Raw genomic sequence first — 17654 nt, 5'->3', positions numbered from 1 at the left:
GGTTCGCCCGGTGCCTGCCCAGATGTTGCCCTGTCGTTTGTGCCCGCCTGGGTTTATCCTGTGTTCGACCCAATCAGGCCGCTGTTCTGCATGGATAACCAGTGGCCCGCCCCCGACACCGCGTCCGGCGTGAACCATGCGTCCGTCCCTGAAGGGTTCAGGCTGACGGACGTGCCGGATGTTTCGTCCCCAGTGGACACGGAGGGAAGCCAAGGTGGAGAACCTGTCGATCACAGTCAACGGCACGCCCAGACGGGCAGGGGCGGCCGTGAACGAGACCTTGCTCGCCTGGCTGCGCTCCGAGGGCCTGACCGGGTGCAAGGAAGGCTGCGCCGAGGGGGAGTGCGGCGCCTGCGCCGTTCTCGTCGCGCGGGACGACGGGCAGGGGGGAACGCGCTGGGACAGCGTGAACGCCTGCCTGATGACGTTGGCAGCGGTGGACGGCGCCGAGGTCGTGACCGCCGAGGCCCTCGGCTCTCCTGCCGCGCTGCATCCCGCGCAGCGCGAGATGGCCGTGCGCGGTGGTTCACAATGCGGGTACTGCACGCCAGGGTTCGTGGTCAGCATGGCCGCCGAGTATTACCGCGCCGGTCGCCAGGACGGCCAGCATGGCGCCCCGAACGGCTTCGACCTTCACGCCCTGAGCGGGAACCTGTGTCGCTGCACGGGCTACCGCCCCATCGGTGACGCCGCACGCGCGCTGGGCACACCGGCGGTGGACGATCCCCTGGCGGCCCGCCGCCTGCAGACGGCCCCGGCGAGCCGGGCCACGCGGGTGACGGCCGCCGACGGCGAGTTCCACCGGCCCGCCACCCTGCAGGACGCGCTCGACCTCCTGGCCGCCCACCCGGAGGCGAAAGTGCTCGCGGGGGGCACCGACTGGAACGTGGACGTGAACCTGCGGCACGCGCGGGCGAGCGTGGTCGTTGCCGTGGACCACCTGCCGGAACTCCGGGGGTTCGAGGTGAATGACGACGCGATCATGCTCGGCGCCGGACTGAGCCTGAGCGAGCTGGAGCGCCGACTGGACGGGCGCGTGCCCCTGCTGAGCGGCTGGTTCCCACAATTCGCCAGCCGCCTGATCCGCAACTCCGCGACCCTCGGCGGGAACCTGGGCACGGCGTCCCCCATCGGGGACAGTCCGCCCGCGCTGCTCGCGCTGGACGCGTCGGTCGTTCTGACGGGTCTGGACGGCTCACGCGAGGTCGCGCTCGCCGAGTTCTTCACCGGGTACCGGCAGACGCTGCGGCAGCCCGCCGAGCTGATCGCGGCGGTGCGGATTCCACGCCCGCTGTCGCCCCTCACCGCCTTCCACAAGATCGCCAAGCGGCGCTTCGACGACATTTCCAGCGTGGCCGTCGGCTACGCGCTGGACGTGCAGGAGGGCGTGGTCACGCGCGCGAGAATCGGCCTGGGTGGGGTGGCGGCCACGCCCCTGCGCGCGCACGAGGCAGAGGCCGCGCTGGAAGGCCAGCCGTGGAATGAGGCGACGGTGCGCCGGGCGGCCCGCGTGCTGCGTCGGGCGGGGACGCCCCTGGACGACCACCGGGCCAGTGCCGCCTACCGCGCCGCGATGCTGGAACAGAGCCTGCTGAAATTCTGGTTCGAGACGCGGGGCGAGGAGGTGCCCATATGAGCCTGCACGAACGACCCGCGAACGCGCCGGTGGGCGTGGCCATCGAGCACGAGAGCGCCGCGCTGCACGTCACCGGGCACGCGCTGTACACCGATGACCTGGGGGTGAGACTCAGCGGGGTGCTGCACGCGTGGCCGGTGCAGTCCCCGCACGCCCACGCCACGGTGCTGGCCGTCGATGCCTCGGCCGCGCTGACCGTGCCGGGTGTGATCCGCGCCCTGACCGCTGCCGACGTGCCCGGCGTGAACGACGCGGGCGTGAAGGGCGACGAACCGCTGTTCCCGTGCGAGGCCATGTACCACGGCCATCCGGTCTGCTGGGTGCTGGGCGAGACTCTGGAGGCGGCGCGGCTGGGGGCGGCGGCCGTGAAGGTCGAGTACGAACCGCTGCCCTCCATCATCACCGTGCCGGAGGCCATCGAGGCGGGTGCCTTTCAGGGAGCACAGTCCACCCTGCGGCGCGGGGAGGTGCAGGTCGGTTTCGCGCAGGCCGCGCACGTCTTCGAGGGCGAGTTCGACATCGGCGGGCAGGAGCATTTCTACCTCGAGACGCACGCGGCCCTGGCGCACGTGGACGAGGCCGGGCAGATCTTCATCCAGTCGAGCACGCAGCACCCGACCGAGACGCAGGAGATTACGGCGCATGTGCTGGGTCTGCCCTCGAGCCACGTGACCGTGCAGTGCCTGCGGATGGGCGGCGGCTTCGGCGGCAAGGAGATGCAGCCGCACGGCTACGCCGCGATTGCCGCGCTGGGCGCGACGCTGACCGGGCGGCCCGTACGGCTGCGCTTGAACCGCACGCTCGACTTGACACTGACCGGCAAGCGCCACCCCTTCCACGCGGTGTGGAAGGCCGGGTTCGATGCGGACGGACGCTTCACGGCGCTCCAGGTCACGCTGACCAGCGACGGCGGGTGGAGTCTCGACCTGTCCGAACCGGTGATGGCCCGGGCACTGTGCCATGTGGACAACGCGTACTTCATTCCGCACGTCGAGGCGCACGGCCGGATCGCGCGAACGAACAAGACCTCCCAGACGGCCTTCCGGGGCTTCGGCGGCCCCCAGGGCATGCTGGTCACCGAGGACATCCTCGGCCGGGTCGCGCCGCTGCTGGGCGTGGACGCGCATGAGCTGCGTCGGCGCAACTTCTACCGGCCGGGCGAGGCCACCCCGTACGGGCAGCCGGTGCGGCACGCCGAGCGCCTGACAGACCTGTGGGAGCAGCTGCTGACCCGCAGCGACTTCCAGGCGCGCCGGCAGGAGATCGCCACCTTCAATGCCACGCACCCGCATGTGAAGCGCGGGGTGAGCGTCACACCCGTGAAGTTCGGGATCGCCTTCAACTTCACGGCGTACAACCAGGCGGGCGCGCTGGTGCACGTGTACAAGGACGGCTCGGTGCTGATCAACCACGGTGGCACCGAGATGGGACAGGGCCTGCACACCAAGATGCTCCAGGTGGCGGGAACGGCGCTGGGGGTGCCCCTGTCGTCGGTGCGCCTCGCGCCGACCCGCACCGACAAGGTGCCGAACACCAGCGCCACGGCGGCCAGCAGCGGCGCCGACCTGAACGGCGGCGCGGTCAAGGACGCCTGCGACCAGATCCGGGCGCGTCTCTCGGAAGTGGCGGCCGGCACGCTGGGCGTCCACCCGGACGATGTGCGCTTCGAGGCCGGGCGCGTCTTTCCGATCGGGCACCCCGAGCGCGGCCTGGACTTCAAGGCCCTCGTGCATGACGCGTACCACCGCCGCACACCGCTGTGGGCGGCCGGGTTCTACCGCACGCCGGGCTTGCACTGGGATCGGGTCGCCATGCAGGGTGAGCCGTTCAAATACTTCAGTTACGGCGCCTCGGTGTCGGAGGTCGAGGTGGACGGCTTCACCGGCGCGTACCGCGTGCGCCGCGCCGACCTGCTGCACGACGTGGGCGACAGTCTCTCGCCGCTGATCGACCTGGGGCAGGTGGAGGGCGGCTTTCTTCAGGGCGTCGGCTGGCTCACGCTGGAGGAACTGCGCTGGGACGAGTCCAGCGGCCCGAACCGGGGACGCCTCCAGACGCAGTCTGCCAGCACGTACAAGCTCCCCAGCTTCAGTGAACTGCCGGACGCATTCAACGTGGCCCTGCTGGAACGCGCCACGGAGACCGGCGTGGTGTACGGCAGCAAGGCGGTGGGCGAGCCGCCGCTGATGCTGGCGATCTCGGTTCGCGAGGCGCTGCGCGAGGCCTGCGCGGCCTTCGGGCCGCCCGGACGCGTCACGCTGCTGGGCAGTCCCGCCACGCCGGAGGCCGTGTACTGGGCGCTCGACGCCGCTCGGAGCGCGCAGCGGGAGGTGGCGGCCGATGACTGACGCGGTGCTGTGCCGGCTCCGCAGTCTCCCGGCCGACGCGCTGAGCGCCGCCGAACTAACGCTGCTGCACGGCGGCCTGCCGCTGGACGGCCCGGCGCTCGTGGAGTTCGAGGAACTGGACGCCGAGGCGATTGCCCTGATCGAGTGGGGGCCGGAGCAGCCGATGTTCCCGGCAGAGATCCAGCCGGTGCGCACATGACCTGGCGTGAGGCCCTGAACGCCGCGTACGGGCGCGGCGAGGCGGCCGTGCTCGTGACGGTGGCGGCGGCGCGCGGGCATACGCCCCGCGAGGCGGGCGCGAAGATGCTCGTGACCCGGGATCAGACCTTCGATTCTGTCGGTGGCGGCAACCTGGAGGCGACCGCGGTGGAACGCGCGCGCGCCCTGCTGGCCTGCGCGGTCAGCACGCCGGAACTGCTCACGCTGCGCCTCACGGACCACGCCGCGAACGATCACGGGCGGCAGTGCTGCGGCGGTGAGGTCACGCTGCTGATCGAGCCGCTCGCCACAGCCCGTCCCCACATCGCGATCTTCGGCGTGGGGCATGTCGGCCTGGAACTCGCGCGGGTGCTAGCCCGCTGGCCGGTGACGGTGCATCTCGTGGATTCCCGCGCGGCGCAGCTCACGCCGGAGCGCCTGGCCCCGCTGGCCGACGCCGAGGCGGGCGTCCGCGTCCACCACGCGCCCATTCCCGAGATGGTCCTGGCAGACCTGCCCCCAGGCACGCACCTGCTGGTCATGACGCACGACCACGCCGAGGACGCCGCCCTTCTCGACGCGGCGCTGCGGCGATCCGACCTGGGCTTCACCGGACTGATCGGATCTGCGGCCAAGTGGGCGCGGTTCCAGGGGCAGCTGCGTGACCTGGGGCATCCACCGGAAGCCCTGGCCAGGGTGACGTCCCCGATCGGCTTCCCCGCACTCACGGGCGGCCCGCAGCGCAAGCAGCCGGCCATGATCGCGCTGGCGGTGGCCGCACAACTGCTGCCGCTGCTGGACGCCGCGCCCGTTTCCTCCTCGTCTCCCCAAAGGATTCCGTGACCTCCCACACCCTGTACCGCGCCAGCGTTCTGCACACCCCCACCAGTCCATTTCTCGATCCCGCCGCTCTGCATGCCGAGGCGGACGGTGGCCTGCTCGTCGAGAACGGCGTCATCCGTGCCTCCGGCGACTACGCGGCCCTGAGTGGAGCGCACCCTGACGTGCCGGTCGCCGACCTGCGCGGCGGCCTGCTGCTGCCGGGCTTCATCGACACGCACGTGCACTACCCGCAGGTGCGCGTGATCGGTGGTCTGGGCCTGCCGCTGCTCGACTGGCTGGATCAGTGCGCGCTGCCCGAGGAGGTCCGCATGGCCGACCTCACCTACGCGCGTGGCGTGGCGCGGGACTTCCTGGGCGGCCTGATCGGAGCGGGCACCACGACCGCGCTGGTGTTCGGCTCGCACTTCGCGGGCGCCGTGGACGTGTTCTTCGAGGAGGCCGCCCGGGTAGGCCTGCGCGCCGTGACCGGCCTGGTCGTCAGCGACCGCCTGCTCCGCGATGATCTGCACACCACGCCCGAACGCGCCTACACCGAGGGCAGAGCGCTGATCGAACGCTGGCATGGCGTGGGCCGCGCCCAGTACGCCGTGACGCCGCGCTTCAGCCTGTCGGCGTCCGAGGGCATGCTCGACGCGTGCGGCGCGCTCATGCGCGAGTTCCCGGACGTGCGCTTCACCAGCCACATCAACGAGAACAGCCGTGAGATCGAGGTTGTGCGTGGGCTGTTCCCCGCCGCGCGCGATTACCTCGACACCTACGAACGGGCCGGTCTGGTCGGCGGCCGCTCGGTGCTGGCGCACAACGTGTGGCCCAGCGACCGCGAGCTGGACGTGATGGCCGCGCACCGCTGCACGGCCGCACACTGCCCGTGCAGCAACGCCGCGCTGGGCAGCGGCTTCTTTCCGCTCAGGCGGCATCTGGAGGCGGGCGTGCACGTGTCGCTGGGCAGCGACGTGGGCGGCGGCACGGGCTTCTCCCTGCTCAAAGAGGGCCTGCAGGCCCTGTTCATGCAGAACCTGATGCCGGACGGGGTGGCCCTAACGCCCACGCACCTGCTGTACCTTGCCACGCGGGCCGGAGCTGAGGCCCTCGGACTGGATGGCGTCACCGGTGATTTCAGTGTCGGTCAGCAGTTCGACGCCGTGCACCTCTCTCCCCGGCCGGGGACGACCCTGGACGCCGTCTTCCGTCACACCGATACCCCTGAACGCGCGCTGGCCGCCGCCTTCGCCACCGGGACGCCCGCCGATGTCGCCCGCGTGTGGATCGGCGGCGACGAGGTGTACGGGCGTCAACCGTAGCAGGCGGCCGCCCTGTCCGGAGCGGCCGCCTGCGTCAGGGCGCTTATTCGATGACCAGATCGGCCTTCATGCCCTGTGCCTCGTGCTTGCCGACCGGGCAGTAGATGTTGTACGTGCCGGCCGGGAGCTTCACCATCAGGGTGGTCTTCTCGCCGGGTTTGAGCACCGGCGTGGAGATCTCGAAGTCCTGACCGCCGATCTTGCCCTCGATGGCCAGGGCGTGGGGGAACTTGCCCGCGTTCTCCACGTTGAACATCACGGCGCCCTTGACCTTCATGGGGGCCATGTCCATGCCCATCGTCCACTCGCTGAGCTTGAGCGCGATGGCCGTGGGCTGAGCGGGCGTGCTGTCCTGCGCATGAGACGGCATGGCCACGGCGAGCAGGGCCAGCCCGGAAAGCGTACCGACGATCATTCGCTTGTTCATGGCGCTCCTGGTGAACTCTGAAGAGGGGTTCGCACAGACGAACCTGCTGGATTGGAGTGGGGCCGACCCCCCCATTACACGCCCCGCCACGGCACGCCGCTACGGACTAAGGTCTGAGCTCCCGTCCGGTGCAGGCACCCGCACGTCCCTCGCTCAGTCGGCCGGGAGGGCCTCGTGCCCGCTGGTGGGCACGGCCGCCCGCACGGTGATGGGCAGGCCGCTCAGCGCCGCGTTGCCGGTCAGGACGTCCACGCGCGCCGGATCGGTCAGGTCGTTCAGACTGGCCCCGGCGTGCGCCCGCGCCACCTTGAGCTTCACCCCGGCGCGGCCATGCCCGAAGCCGTGCGGCAGGCAGGCGACGCCGGGCATGACGTCGTCCGTGAGTTCCAGGGGCACGGTGATCGAGCCCACCCTGGACTGGATCACGACGTCCTGTCCGGGTTCGAGCCCTGGCGCGTCGGCGGGATTGAGCTGCACCGTGCAGCGGGACGGGCCGCGCATCAGGCGGGGCGTGTTGTGCATCCAGGAGTTGTTGCTGCGCAGGTCGCGGCGGCCGATCAGCACCAGGGGTGGCACGGGGAAGCTGAGGGTGGCGTGCAGCCGGGGCAGATCGGCGAGCATCGCGGCGGGTGCGAGGTTCAGGCGGCTGTCGGCCGTCAGCAGCCGCTCCGGCAGGCAGGGCGTCAGGGGGCCAAAGTCGACGCCGTGCGGGTGCTGGCGCAGGTCGTCCAGCGACGTCCGGTACGGGCCGTGCTGGAGGCCCAGGTCGAGGCGGGTCGCGGGTGGACTGCCTGCCTTGCCCGTCAGGCGCTGCGTCAGGCCGCCGAGGATCTGGTGGTCGAAGCGCTGGTCGTCGCCGATGGGAAGGAGCGGTTCGGAGTAGCGGGCCGTGTTGCGCACCGCGAAGTGATGGAAGATCACGTCGTAATGCGCAACCTCCAGACCGGTGGCAGGAGGCAGGATCACGTGCGCGTGGCGGGTCGTCTCGTTCAGGTAGGGGTCGATGCTGACCATGAACTCCAGTCCCTGCAGCGCCCGGTCGAGGCCCGCACCGTCCGGGGTGGACAGCACCGGATTTCCGGCGATGGTGACCAGGGCGCGCACCTGCCCCGATCCCGGGGTGAGCATTTCCTCGGCCATGGTGACGTTCGGGAGTTCATGGTCGAATTCCGGCAGGCCGCGCACGCGGGACGTGAAGCGGCCGTGGTGGACGTCGCCCTTCTTCGCACGCTGGAGCAGGTCGAAGGCGGGCCGGGGGAACATCGCGCCGCCCGGCGTGTCGAAGTGCCCGGTGACGACGTTCAGGGCGTTCACCAGCCACTGCGACAGGCCGCCGAACTCCTGCACGCTCAGGCCGATGCGTCCGTAGGCGACCGCGCGCTCCGACTGCGCGAAGTCCCGGGCGAGGCGGCGGATCGCGTCGGCGGGTACGCCCGTGACCGGCGCGACCGCCTCGGGGGTATAAGGAGCCGCCGCCTGACGCAGCGCCTCCAGGCCGTCGGTGAAGGCTTCCAGGTGGCCCAGGCGTTCCCGGAACTCGACGAAGATCACGTTCAACATCCCCAGCAGCAGCAGCGCGTCCGTGCCGGGACGGATGGCGTGGTACTCGGTGGCGAGCGCGGCGCTCTCGGTGCGGCGCGGGTCGAGCAGCACCACGCGTCCGCCGCGCTCCCGGATGGCCTTCAGGCGACCACGCATGCCGGGCGCGGTCATGATGCTGCCGTTGCTGGCGGCGGGGTTCGCGCCGAGCATCAGGAGAAAATCCGTGCGGTCGATGTCCGGGATCGGCAGCAGCAGCGGGTGGCCGAACATCTCGGCGCCCGCGAAGTGGTGTGGCAATTGATCCGTGCTGGTGGCCGTGAAGCGGTTGCGGCTGCCGAGGGCCTTCAGGAAACTGCCGGCCGAGAGCAGCGTGCCGCTGTTGTGCACGCTGGGGTTGCCCTGGAAGCTGGCCACGGCGTCCGGGCCGTGTTCGTCACGGATGGCCCTCAGGCGCGTCGCCACCAGATCGAGCGCCTCGTCCCAGCCTAAGTCCTCCCAGGTGTCACCCACGCGGCGCAGGGGACGCTTGAGGCGGTCCGGATCCGCGTGCAGGTCGGGCAGCGCCGCGCCCTTGGGGCAGAGGTGGCCGTGGCTGAGGGGATCGTCCGGATCGCCGCGCACATCGGTCACGCGGCCCCCCTCGACCGTGAGTTGCAGGCCGCAGATGGCCTCGCAGAGGTTGCAGGCGCGGAAGTACACGCCGTCGGCGGGCAGGGCGGGCTGGGTCATGGGTACCTCCGGAGTATGGTGACTCCAGTGTGTCACGCGCGGAGCGGCCTATTGGACGGGGTGGGCCGCCGGACTGACGTGTCGCAATCGCCCGACGTCCTGCACGGTTCAGCTGCTTGCCGCGTGCGTTCGGCTATACATCCAGCAGTTTGTAACGGTAGATTTAGACATAGTTCATCATCCGTCCAGTCGCGCTGCTTCCTGTACTCCACTCCTCAACGAGGTCTTCCATGAAACGATCCCTGATGGCTGCGCTCACGCTGCTCCTCGGCACCACCACGACCCTCTCCCCCACCGCCCAGGCGCAGGGCACCGCGAAGCTCAAGGCCTGCTTCGTGTACACCGGTCCCGTCGGTGACGGCGGCTGGACCTACGCACACGAACAGGGCCGCCTGATCGCGCAGAAGGCCCTGCCCTGGCTGGAGACCAAGACCGTGGAGAGCGTGGCGGAGGGCCAGGCCATGCCAGTGCTCGACAAGCTCGTGGCCGACAAGTGCCAGGTCATCTTCACGACCAGCTACGGCTACATGGACGACACGCTGGCCGCCGCCAAGAAGTACCCGAACGTGATCTTCGCGCACAACGCCGGCTACAAGCGCAATGCCAACATGGCGACCTACATGGCGGACTTCTATCAGGTGTTCTACGTCAACGGCCTGATCGCCGGAGCGCTCACCAAGTCCGGCAAGGTGGGCTTCCTGGGCACCTTCCCGATCCCCGAACTCAAACGCCACCTCAACGGGTTCGCCATGGGCGTGCGCGCCGCGAACCCCAAGGCGAACGTGAACGTCACCTGGATCAACTCCTGGTTCGACCCCACCAAGGCCCGCGAGGCCGCCGAGGCCCTCGTGTCGGCCGGTGCGGACGTCCTGACCAGCAGCGAGGACAGCGCCACAGGTCTCCAGACGATCGCCAGCAAGAAACTGCCGGGCTTCAGCCACTACAACTCCATGATCAAGTACGCGCCGGACTACACGGTGTCCGGGCAGCTGGTGCACTGGGACAAGATCTACATCGACTTCCTGACCAAAGTGCACGACGGCACGTACACCACCAAGAACCTGGCGAACGTCGATTACTGGTGGCTGCTGAACAAGGGCGCTGTCGAGGTCGGCGCGGATTACGGCATGGTCGTGAACCCCAAGTGGGTGCCGCAGCTCAAGGCCGCCAAGATGATGGTTGGCGGCAAGTCCGTGACCGTGTACGACCGCGTGATGCAGGTGCTGGCCGACATGAACAAGCCCACGCCCACCTTCGATCCGTACACCGGCCCGATCAAGGACCGCAATGGCATCCTGCGCATTCCGGCCGGGAAGGTCATCAGCGTCGCCGACCTGAACACCATGTCCTGGGTGGTACCCGGCGTGGTCGGACAGGTCGCGGACGAACCCAAGAAGTGACATGACCGGGGAGTCCTCCCCGGCCCCCTCGGGCGATGACCTGCTGTTTTTGCGGCAGGCAATCGCCCTGAGTCTGGAGGCCCGCGACCGGGGCCGTCATCCCTTCGCCGCGCTGGTGGTGGACGAGGGCGGCCGGGTAATCGCCACGGCCATGAACGAGTCCAGGCCGCCGGACGGCGATCCGACCCGTCATGCCGAACTGGTGGCCGTGGCGCAGGCGGCCCGCGCCCTGGCCCCCGCCGACCTGCGGCGCTGCACGCTGTACACCAGCGCGGAGCCCTGCGCGATGTGCGCCGGAGCCGCGTACTGGTGCGGCGTGGGGCGGGTCGTGTACGCCCTGTCCGAGCAGCGCTTGCTGACCCTGACGGGAAGCCACCCGGAAAACCCCACGCTGGCCCTGCCCTGCCGTGAGGTCTTCGCACACGGTCAGAGAACCGTGCAGATCATCGGCCCCACGCTGGAGGACGAGGCGGCCCAGGCACACGAGGGCTTCTGGAGCTGAGCGGGTCGCCCGGGCAGCGCAGCCAATCTCACACTCTGCACACACCGGTGCGTGCCGAATAGGTTCATGACCTCCACCTCGACCACCTCCCGTGAATTCCAGCTTGCAGCCCGGCCAGACGGCGCTCCGAGGGACAGCGATTTTGCGCTCGTGCAGCGGGAACTCGCGGCGCCGGCTCCCGGACAGGTGCTGGTTCGCAACCTGTACCTCAGCGTCGATCCGTACATGCGCGGCCGCATGAACGACGTGAAATCCTACTCGCCGCCCTACGCGCTGAACGAAGCGATGACGGGCGGCGCGCTGGGCGAGGTGCTCCGTTCCGGCACCGACGCGCTGCAGCCCGGCGACCTGGTACTGCACGACCAGGGCTGGCGCACGCACGCCCTGTTGAGCGAGAACCAGGCCCGCAAGGTAGACGCCATCGCCGGCATGTCACCAAGCGCCTACCTGGGCGTGCTCGGCATGCCCGGCCTGACGGCCTACGCCGGCCTGCTGGACGTGGCCGCCTTCAAACCGGGCGACGTGGTGTTCGTGTCGGGCGCTGCAGGCGCGGTCGGCAGCGTGGTCGGACAGATCGCCCGTCTGAAGGGGGCCTCACGCGTGATCGGCAGCGCCGGCACCGACGAGAAGACCGCGTGGCTGACCGGGGAACTGCGCTTCGACGCCGCCTTCAACTACAAAAACGGCCCCGTGGCCGCGCAGCTCAAGGCGGCCGCTCCGGAGGGCATTGACGTGTACTTCGATAACGTGGGCGGCGAGCACCTGGAAGCGGCCATCGGGGCGCTGCGGCTATTCGGGCGCGCGGCCCTGTGCGGAGCGATCAGCGCCTACAACGCCACCCAGCCGGCTCCCGGCCCCCGCAACCTCGCCCTGGCCATCGGCAAGCAGTTGACCCTCAAGGGATTCATCGTGGGCACCTATGCCCGGCACTACCAGGAATTCATCCGTGAGGTCGGCGGCTGGATCGCCAGCGGTGACCTGCACTACCAGGAAACCGTCGTCGACGGGTTCGATCACATGCCACGCGCCTTCATGGATCTGCTGGGCGGTGGGAATACCGGCAAGATGATCGTCAGGCTCTGAACGCCCGTCGATAGAACGGCCACCGGATTCCGCTCGGCCGACCCCCGGAGGGCGCTCAACACCGGTGCCTGCCGGACTACCCTGCGGAGTTCGACCATCCCGCGCCATCTGGCCTGCGCCGCCATGGCGCGGAATCGCTCCGATGGTGTCCTGGATCCGCAGGCATGAACGGGACTCCCTTTCAGGCGGCCCGAATGCCGCGCGTCTGGCCGGGCAGACCAAGCGCGAAGGGCAGCGCGACCAGAACGGCCACGCCCAGCGCCAGCAGCGGCCTGGACGGCCCGGCAATCAGGCCCTGCACCACCAGTACCAGCACCAGGCCCCCGGCGTTCCCGAGCAGCATCAGGAAGCCCACCGCCGCGCCCTGGCGGGCCGGACCGGCGTGCCGTTCTGCCCATTCCAGCACCACCGGCAGGGTCGCCAGCAGGAAAAATCCGGTCACGAACAGCCACCCGCCCAGCCACGGCAGGCCGTGCCGCCACGCGATGGCCGCCAGGGCCACGCCGCACAGCAGCAGGGCCACGACCATCAGGGGCCGCCGCTGGTCACGGGCGGCCACCAGCGGCGGCAGCAGCGCCGAGCCGAGGATACCCGCGAAGACCATGACGCCCAGCAGGGTGCCGCTCATCACCGACGTCACCCCGTAGAACCCCAGGATGGCCTCCATCCAGGTGCTCAGGGCGATGAAGATCCCGAAGCCCAGGAACAGCAGCCCGCCCAGCCGCCACATGAACGGATCCCGGCGCAGCCAGGCCAGGCTGCCGTCCTCTCCGGCGGGAGCCGGATACGGTGCGGGAGTCCGCAGGGACGCGAGCAGCCACGCTGCGCCCAGCAGCGCCGGAATGGCCTGCACCAGCAGCACGCGCCCAAGGCCTCCTGCGGCGTACAGCGCGGGGCCACTCAGGGTGGCGAGCAGAATGCCGACGAAGATGCTGGCACTGCCGATGGCCACGGCCGTGGGCCGCTCCGCTGCCGGGAAGTACCGCGTGCCGAGACCCGTCAGGGCGCCCAGCACCAGGGGCTGGGCCACGGCGACCGCGACCTGCCCGGCCAGTTGCAGCGCGAAGCTCTGCGGCGCGATCACGCGCAGGAGCGCGCCCAGGGCGAGCAGCACGGCCCCGGTTCCGAGCGCCGCCGGAAAGCGTCGGTCGAGCCAGCGTCCGGCGGGCAGGGCCAGCAGGATGTAGATCAGCTGGAAGATCGCCGAGAGCCAGCCCACGTTCTCCACTGTGGTGTGCAGTGCGGCCGCGCTCTCCTTGGTGATCGGCGCGTAGGTGATCCACAGCAGCTGGGTGCTGGCCGTGACGAGGGCGTAGGCGGCCAGCACGCTCCAGCGCTTCACCGGTCGTGCCAGCGACGTGATGGGGGCTGAATCGGAGTGATCACAGGAAACCTCCACAGGACGGACGTGCGGTCCGGCCACAGACCGGCGAAATCACAGGCAGAGGGAGAATGGAACGCGGTCTGTGCGGCTATGGCGTGTGTCGGACACAGGACAGGGGCGGCTCGCGCCACGCGTTTGGCCCCGCAGCGGCGTCAGGACACCGCCGTCACGCCTGCCGTGCCGTTCTCGACGTCGCGGCGCGTGATAGCCAGCGCCGCGACGAACACGATGATCACGGCCCCCCAGCCCAGCGTGACCGGGCCGGTGCCGAGGTTCAGGCCGCCCTGAGCGTGCCCCACCGCCATCCAGTCGGCCACGGACGCCCCGAGCGGCCGCGTGAGGATGTACGCGATCCAGAACGTCGCGACTTCGCCCAGCGGGCGGCGCAGCAGCACCGGAACCATCATCAGGGCCGCGAAGAGAACTGCCGAATTCAGCCAGCCGAGGTTCAGGGTACGGGCGGTCATGTCGCCGGCGGCCGTTCCCAGCGCGAAGGTGGTCAGCACCGTCAGCCAGTAGAACAGTTCGCGGGGCCGGGTGTGGATCGAGTGGATCGAGAGGGTGCCCTCCCGGCTGCGCCACCGCCAGAACACCGCAGCGAGAACCAGCGCGAAGGCGACGGTCGAGATCAGATACGGCACCCCCAGGCCGATGTGCACCACGTCCGCCGCCACGGTGCCGAACACACTCACCATGACCACGGCCGTCCAGTAGACGGGCGCGCGGTAGCAGGGGGATGACAGCTGCCAGACCAGCGCGGCCAGCAGCAGCAGGCCGGTCACGCCGACGGCCGGAACCGGCCCCAGCCGGTGCGCCAGGAAGTCGGAGGCGGTCTCCCCCATGCCGGTGGTGAGCACCTTGATGATCCAGAAGGCCGCCGTGATGCGCGGCACCTTACTGAACGGAAATCCAGCCGGGGAAGAAGCGGCGGTCGGGGCAGCGCGGGCAGTCACCCACCCAGGGTGCCGGGCCAAAGTCACGTCCAGCTGAAACCACCCGTCAGGGAGGACTCGCCCGGCGGATCAGGCCTGCGGCGTGCCGATGGCGTTGAGCTGGGACAGGGCGTCCTCGGGGAGCGTCAGGGTGGCGGCGGCTACGTTCTCGCGCAGGTGCGCTACCGAGGACGTCCCGGGAATCAGGAGCAGGTTGGGAGCGCGCTGGAGCAGCCAGGCCAGGGCGACCTGCATGGGCGTGGCGCCCAGCGTGGCCGCCACCCCGTCGAGGGCCGTGGACTGCAGGGGGGTGAAGCCGCCCAGCGGGAAGTACGGCACGTACGCGACGCCCTGCCGGGCGAGGTCGTCAATGAGGGCGTCGTCCTGTCGGGTCGCCACGTTGTAGTGGTTTTGGACGCACACGATCTCGGTCATGGTCTGCGCCTCGGCCACCTGGGCGGGCGTGACGGTGCTCAGGCCGATGTGGCGGATCAGGCCCTGGGTCTTCAGGTCGATCAGCGTCGAGAGCGGTTCGGCCAGGGAGCCCTCGGCGGGGCCATGTCCGTCGCCCATGGAGCGCAGATTCACGACGTCCAGGGCGTCCACGCCGAGGTTACGGAGGTTGTCATGGACCGCGCTGGTCAATTCAGCCGCGCTCATGGCGGGCACCCAGGAGCCGTCGGCGGGGCGGCGGGCCCCGACTTTGGTGACGAGCACCAGCCCATCCGGGTACGGATGGAGCGCCTCGCGGATCAACTGATTCGTGACGTGGGGGCCGTAGAAATCGCTGGTGTCGATGTGGTTGATACCGAGATCCAGCGCTTCTCGCAGCACCGCGCGGGCAGCGTCGGGGTCGCGCGGCGGTCCGAAGACGCCGGGGCCGGCCAGCTGCATGGCGCCGTAGCCGAGCCGCCGCACGGAGCGGTCGCCGAGGCGATAGGTGTCGGGGAGGGTGGGGGTGGTCATGGTGGGGTCTCCTTGAGCAGGGGTCGGGATCTGTTTGCGCCGCTAACATATTCCCGGTAATACCGATATGTCAAGGTGATAGCGTTTTTTTGTTATCATCTGTATATGCCGCTGTCCGCCGCGTCTCCCCGGGAGCGCATCCTGCACGCCGCCCTGACCCTGCTCGAAGAGGGCGGCGTGGACGCCGTCTCCACCCGCAGCGTGAGCGCCGCCGCGCGCGTGCAGGCCCCCACCATCTACCGCCTGTACGGCAGCATGCAGGGCTTGCTGGACGCCGTGGCGGGCGTCGGCTACGCCTCCTACATGCAGATCAAGGAAGCCCGGGAACCCGGGATCGATCCGGTTGCCGACCTGCAGGCCGGCTGGGACGCCCACGTGGCTTTCGGCCTGGCCCACCCGCACCTGTACACCCTGATGTACAGCGCTCCCGTCCGGCCCGGTGGCCAGGACGCCGCGCAGCAGGGCGCCGAACTCCTGCGCAGGAGTCTGCGCCGGGTGGCCACCGAGGGCCGCCTGGGCGTCAGCGTGGAGCGCGCCGCCGCCCTCCTGCACGCCTCCGCCGTCGGCGTGACCCTGACCCTGCTCGGTGCCCCCGAGCGTGACCGCCACCTCGCCGCGACGATGCGCGACACCATCCTGACGGCCATCCTTGCCCCCCCGGGTGCGGAACTCTCGGACGCCTCGCCGGCGGCGCAGGTGGCCGCGCACGCCGTGGCCCTCGCGGCCCTGCTCCCGGAGCTGAACACCACCCTCAGCGCCGCCGAACGGACGCTGCTCCTCGAGTGGCTAGGACGCCTCGCCGACTCCCGCTGAGCACGGGCCGTCAGCGGTAGTTGCCGGTGTGGCCGAGCGAGTAGCGGCCGGGCTGCGGAAAGTACGTCAGGCCATGCGGGCCGTTGCCGACGCGGATGGTGTGGATGACCGCGCCGCTGCGGGTGTCGAACACGTACACCACGTCGCTTCGCCGCCCAGAGAGCCACAGCTGCGTTCCGTCGGCCGAGACGCTGCCCATGTCGGGGCTCCCGCCGCCAGGAATCCGCCACTTGGCGATCAGGTGCCGGGTTCTGAAGTCCATCACGCTGACCGAACCCTCGTCGCGGTTGGAGATGTACAGGCGCGTGGCGTCCCGGCTGGGATACAGACCGTGCGCGCCCTTCCCGGTGCGGATGAAACCCACCTCACGCGGCTGCCGGCCGGAGGCATTGATCACGTGCACGCCGTTCTTCATCATGTCGGCCACGAAATAGTACGTGCCGTCCGGTGAGATCCGCACGTCCTGCGGCATGCCGCCGATGTGCAGCTTCCCTGTGATCTGCCGCGCGGCGAGGTCGATTTTCAGGACGTCCCCACTGAATTCACAGGCGGCTAGGACATGCTGCCCGTCCGGGCTGAAATCCATGTGGTTGATGCCCTTGCACGGCACCGGCAGGCTGAAGGCCGGCGCCATGGTTTTCACGTCCAGAAAGTTCAGTTCCTTTGCATTCTCGGCCACGACCATGGCGTAGCGGCCATCCGACGTGAAGTACAGGTTGTAGGGATCGGGTGTGGGAATAGGCCGCCCCGGCAGGCCCGTGACCGGGTTGATGGGCGTCAAGGACTGGCGACCCTGGTCGCTCGCGACGTACAGGGCCCCCATGCCGTGCGAGGGCACCACATGCTGCGGTTCCTCATCGACCTTGAAGGTGCGGATCACGCTGAAGGTCGCCGGGTCGATCACGCTGACGGTGGCGTCCTTGCCGTTGGGCACGTACACGCGCGGAGTCAGGTTCCGGACGTTCGGCGCGAGCATGCCCGCGTGCGTGTACTGATAGATGTCCACCGCGCGCGCAGCGCCGGCCAGCAGGGCGAGCAGGGCCAGGAGGCGGTTCATCGAACCGTCCAGCTCAGGTGCGCTTTGGCCTCGAGCAGCTTGTGCCGCTTGATCAGGGCATGAAGGCGTTGCAGGGGCGTGCCGGCCGGCACATTCAGGCTGGGCACGTCGATGGCGTAAAAATCGACGTAGATGTCATGCTTCCCCTTGGAGCAGATGGCCGTGTAGCCGGGCTTCCCGGCCTCGTTCGTGGCGGCCTTTCCGCCGGAGGGCGTCAGGGAGGTCGCGGGCGTGGCCCTGAGGGTGCGTGCTCCCAGTGGCAGGTCGTACACCAGCCAGCGGCCACTGAGCGCGCGGGGCTGCTGATCCCAGAAGATCAGCGCCACACTCTGCGTGCCCGTGGGCGGCGTGCCCGAGAGGGTCAGCGCGGGCGTGAGCGCCGCTCCGCAGGGCAGCGCCTGGTCAGTGGCCGCCAGGGCCACGCTCAGGGGAGCGGCGCCCGCCACCGTGGACAGGGAACCGAGGAGCAGGAGAAGCAGGGATCGGTGCATCG

General features: G+C 69.8%; 16 protein-coding genes. 9 read left to right on the top strand and 7 right to left on the bottom strand.

The genetic code is table 11. The features are described 5' to 3' along the window. Positions 1–178 precede the first annotated feature (178 nt). Genes E7T09_RS09235 through guaD form a run of 5 tightly spaced genes read left to right on the top strand, consistent with a single transcriptional unit; the run spans position 179 to position 6326 of the window. The gene (locus E7T09_RS09235; RefSeq protein WP_136388874.1) at positions 179–1636 is read left to right on the top strand and encodes a xanthine dehydrogenase small subunit; all 1458 of its coding nucleotides are present in this window, start codon (positions 179–181) and stop codon (positions 1634–1636) included. Continuing rightward, entirely contained in the window at positions 1633–3984 is a 2352-nt protein-coding gene (gene xdhB / locus E7T09_RS09230; protein WP_136388873.1) for a xanthine dehydrogenase molybdopterin binding subunit, read from the top strand. Before E7T09_RS09235 ends, xdhB begins: the two co-directional genes overlap by 4 nt. Further along, positions 3977–4183 carry a hypothetical protein gene (locus E7T09_RS09225; RefSeq protein WP_136388872.1) on the top strand — a complete coding sequence of 69 codons (207 nt, stop codon included), beginning with the start codon at positions 3977–3979 and terminating at the stop codon, positions 4181–4183. The genes xdhB and E7T09_RS09225 overlap by 8 nt, the downstream gene beginning before the upstream one ends. Next, on the top strand, positions 4180–5025 hold the full coding sequence (xdhC, locus tag E7T09_RS09220) for a xanthine dehydrogenase accessory protein XdhC (protein ID WP_136388871.1): 846 nt from the start codon (positions 4180–4182) through the stop codon (positions 5023–5025). Before E7T09_RS09225 ends, xdhC begins: the two co-directional genes overlap by 4 nt. Further along, positions 5022–6326, top strand: coding sequence for a guanine deaminase (gene guaD, locus E7T09_RS09215; RefSeq protein ID WP_136388870.1), 1305 nt, complete (start codon positions 5022–5024; stop codon positions 6324–6326). Before xdhC ends, guaD begins: the two co-directional genes overlap by 4 nt. Positions 6327–6369: 43 nt before the next feature. Here the strand turns inward: guaD and E7T09_RS22225 are convergent, their stop codons facing one another. Further along, positions 6370–6753 (bottom strand): plastocyanin/azurin family copper-binding protein, encoded by a 384-nt coding sequence (locus tag E7T09_RS22225; RefSeq protein WP_240741705.1) that lies wholly within the window; start codon positions 6751–6753, stop codon positions 6370–6372. A gap of 153 nt (positions 6754–6906) precedes the next feature. Beyond that, entirely contained in the window at positions 6907–9024 is a 2118-nt protein-coding gene (locus E7T09_RS09205) for a molybdopterin-dependent oxidoreductase (RefSeq protein WP_136388869.1), read from the bottom strand. Between the two features lie 230 nt (positions 9025–9254). On the opposite strand from E7T09_RS09205, the gene E7T09_RS09200 reads away from it, so the two are divergent. The 3 genes from E7T09_RS09200 (at position 9255) to E7T09_RS09190 (ending at position 12009) form a co-directional block, all read left to right on the top strand. Then, positions 9255–10424, top strand: a complete 1170-nt coding sequence (locus tag E7T09_RS09200; protein WP_136388868.1) for a BMP family ABC transporter substrate-binding protein — start codon at positions 9255–9257, stop codon at positions 10422–10424. 1 nt (position 10425) lies between these two features. Next, positions 10426–10926 carry a nucleoside deaminase gene (locus E7T09_RS09195; protein WP_136388867.1) on the top strand — a complete coding sequence of 167 codons (501 nt, stop codon included), beginning with the start codon at positions 10426–10428 and terminating at the stop codon, positions 10924–10926. 66 nt (positions 10927–10992) lie between these two features. Continuing rightward, entirely contained in the window at positions 10993–12009 is a 1017-nt protein-coding gene (locus E7T09_RS09190; protein ID WP_136388866.1) for an NADP-dependent oxidoreductase, read from the top strand. 181 nt (positions 12010–12190) lie between these two features. Here the strand turns inward: E7T09_RS09190 and E7T09_RS09185 are convergent, their stop codons facing one another. From E7T09_RS09185 to E7T09_RS09175, 3 genes are all read right to left on the bottom strand, one after another. Next, a complete protein-coding gene (locus tag E7T09_RS09185) occupies positions 12191–13351 on the bottom strand; it encodes an MFS transporter (RefSeq protein WP_168734777.1) in 1161 nt (386 codons plus the stop codon). A gap of 194 nt (positions 13352–13545) precedes the next feature. Then, a complete protein-coding gene (locus E7T09_RS09180; RefSeq protein WP_205746969.1) occupies positions 13546–14346 on the bottom strand; it encodes a hypothetical protein in 801 nt (266 codons plus the stop codon). Positions 14347–14415: 69 nt separating this feature from the next. Then, positions 14416–15291, bottom strand: coding sequence for an aldo/keto reductase family oxidoreductase (locus E7T09_RS09175; protein ID WP_136388863.1), 876 nt, complete (start codon positions 15289–15291; stop codon positions 14416–14418). Between the two features lie 105 nt (positions 15292–15396). Here E7T09_RS09175 and E7T09_RS09170 point away from each other — a divergent pair, with 105 nt between their 5' ends. Beyond that, positions 15397–16104 carry a TetR/AcrR family transcriptional regulator gene (locus E7T09_RS09170; RefSeq protein ID WP_136388862.1) on the top strand — a complete coding sequence of 236 codons (708 nt, stop codon included), beginning with the start codon at positions 15397–15399 and terminating at the stop codon, positions 16102–16104. Positions 16105–16114: 10 nt separating this feature from the next. Here the strand turns inward: E7T09_RS09170 and E7T09_RS09165 are convergent, their stop codons facing one another. Together E7T09_RS09165 and E7T09_RS09160 are read right to left on the bottom strand one after the other, a co-directional pair. Beyond that, entirely contained in the window at positions 16115–17161 is a 1047-nt protein-coding gene (locus E7T09_RS09165) for a YncE family protein (protein ID WP_136388861.1), read from the bottom strand. Next, the gene (locus tag E7T09_RS09160; RefSeq protein ID WP_136388860.1) at positions 17158–17652 is read right to left on the bottom strand and encodes a hypothetical protein; all 495 of its coding nucleotides are present in this window, start codon (positions 17650–17652) and stop codon (positions 17158–17160) included. The genes E7T09_RS09165 and E7T09_RS09160 overlap by 4 nt, the downstream gene beginning before the upstream one ends. Between the last annotated feature and the right edge of the window lie 2 nt (positions 17653–17654).

Origin of the sequence: Deinococcus sp. KSM4-11, assembly GCF_004801415.1 — a bacterium.
Lineage (GTDB): Bacteria > Deinococcota > Deinococci > Deinococcales > Deinococcaceae > Deinococcus.
This window is presented reverse-complemented; position numbering and strand designations above follow the sequence as displayed.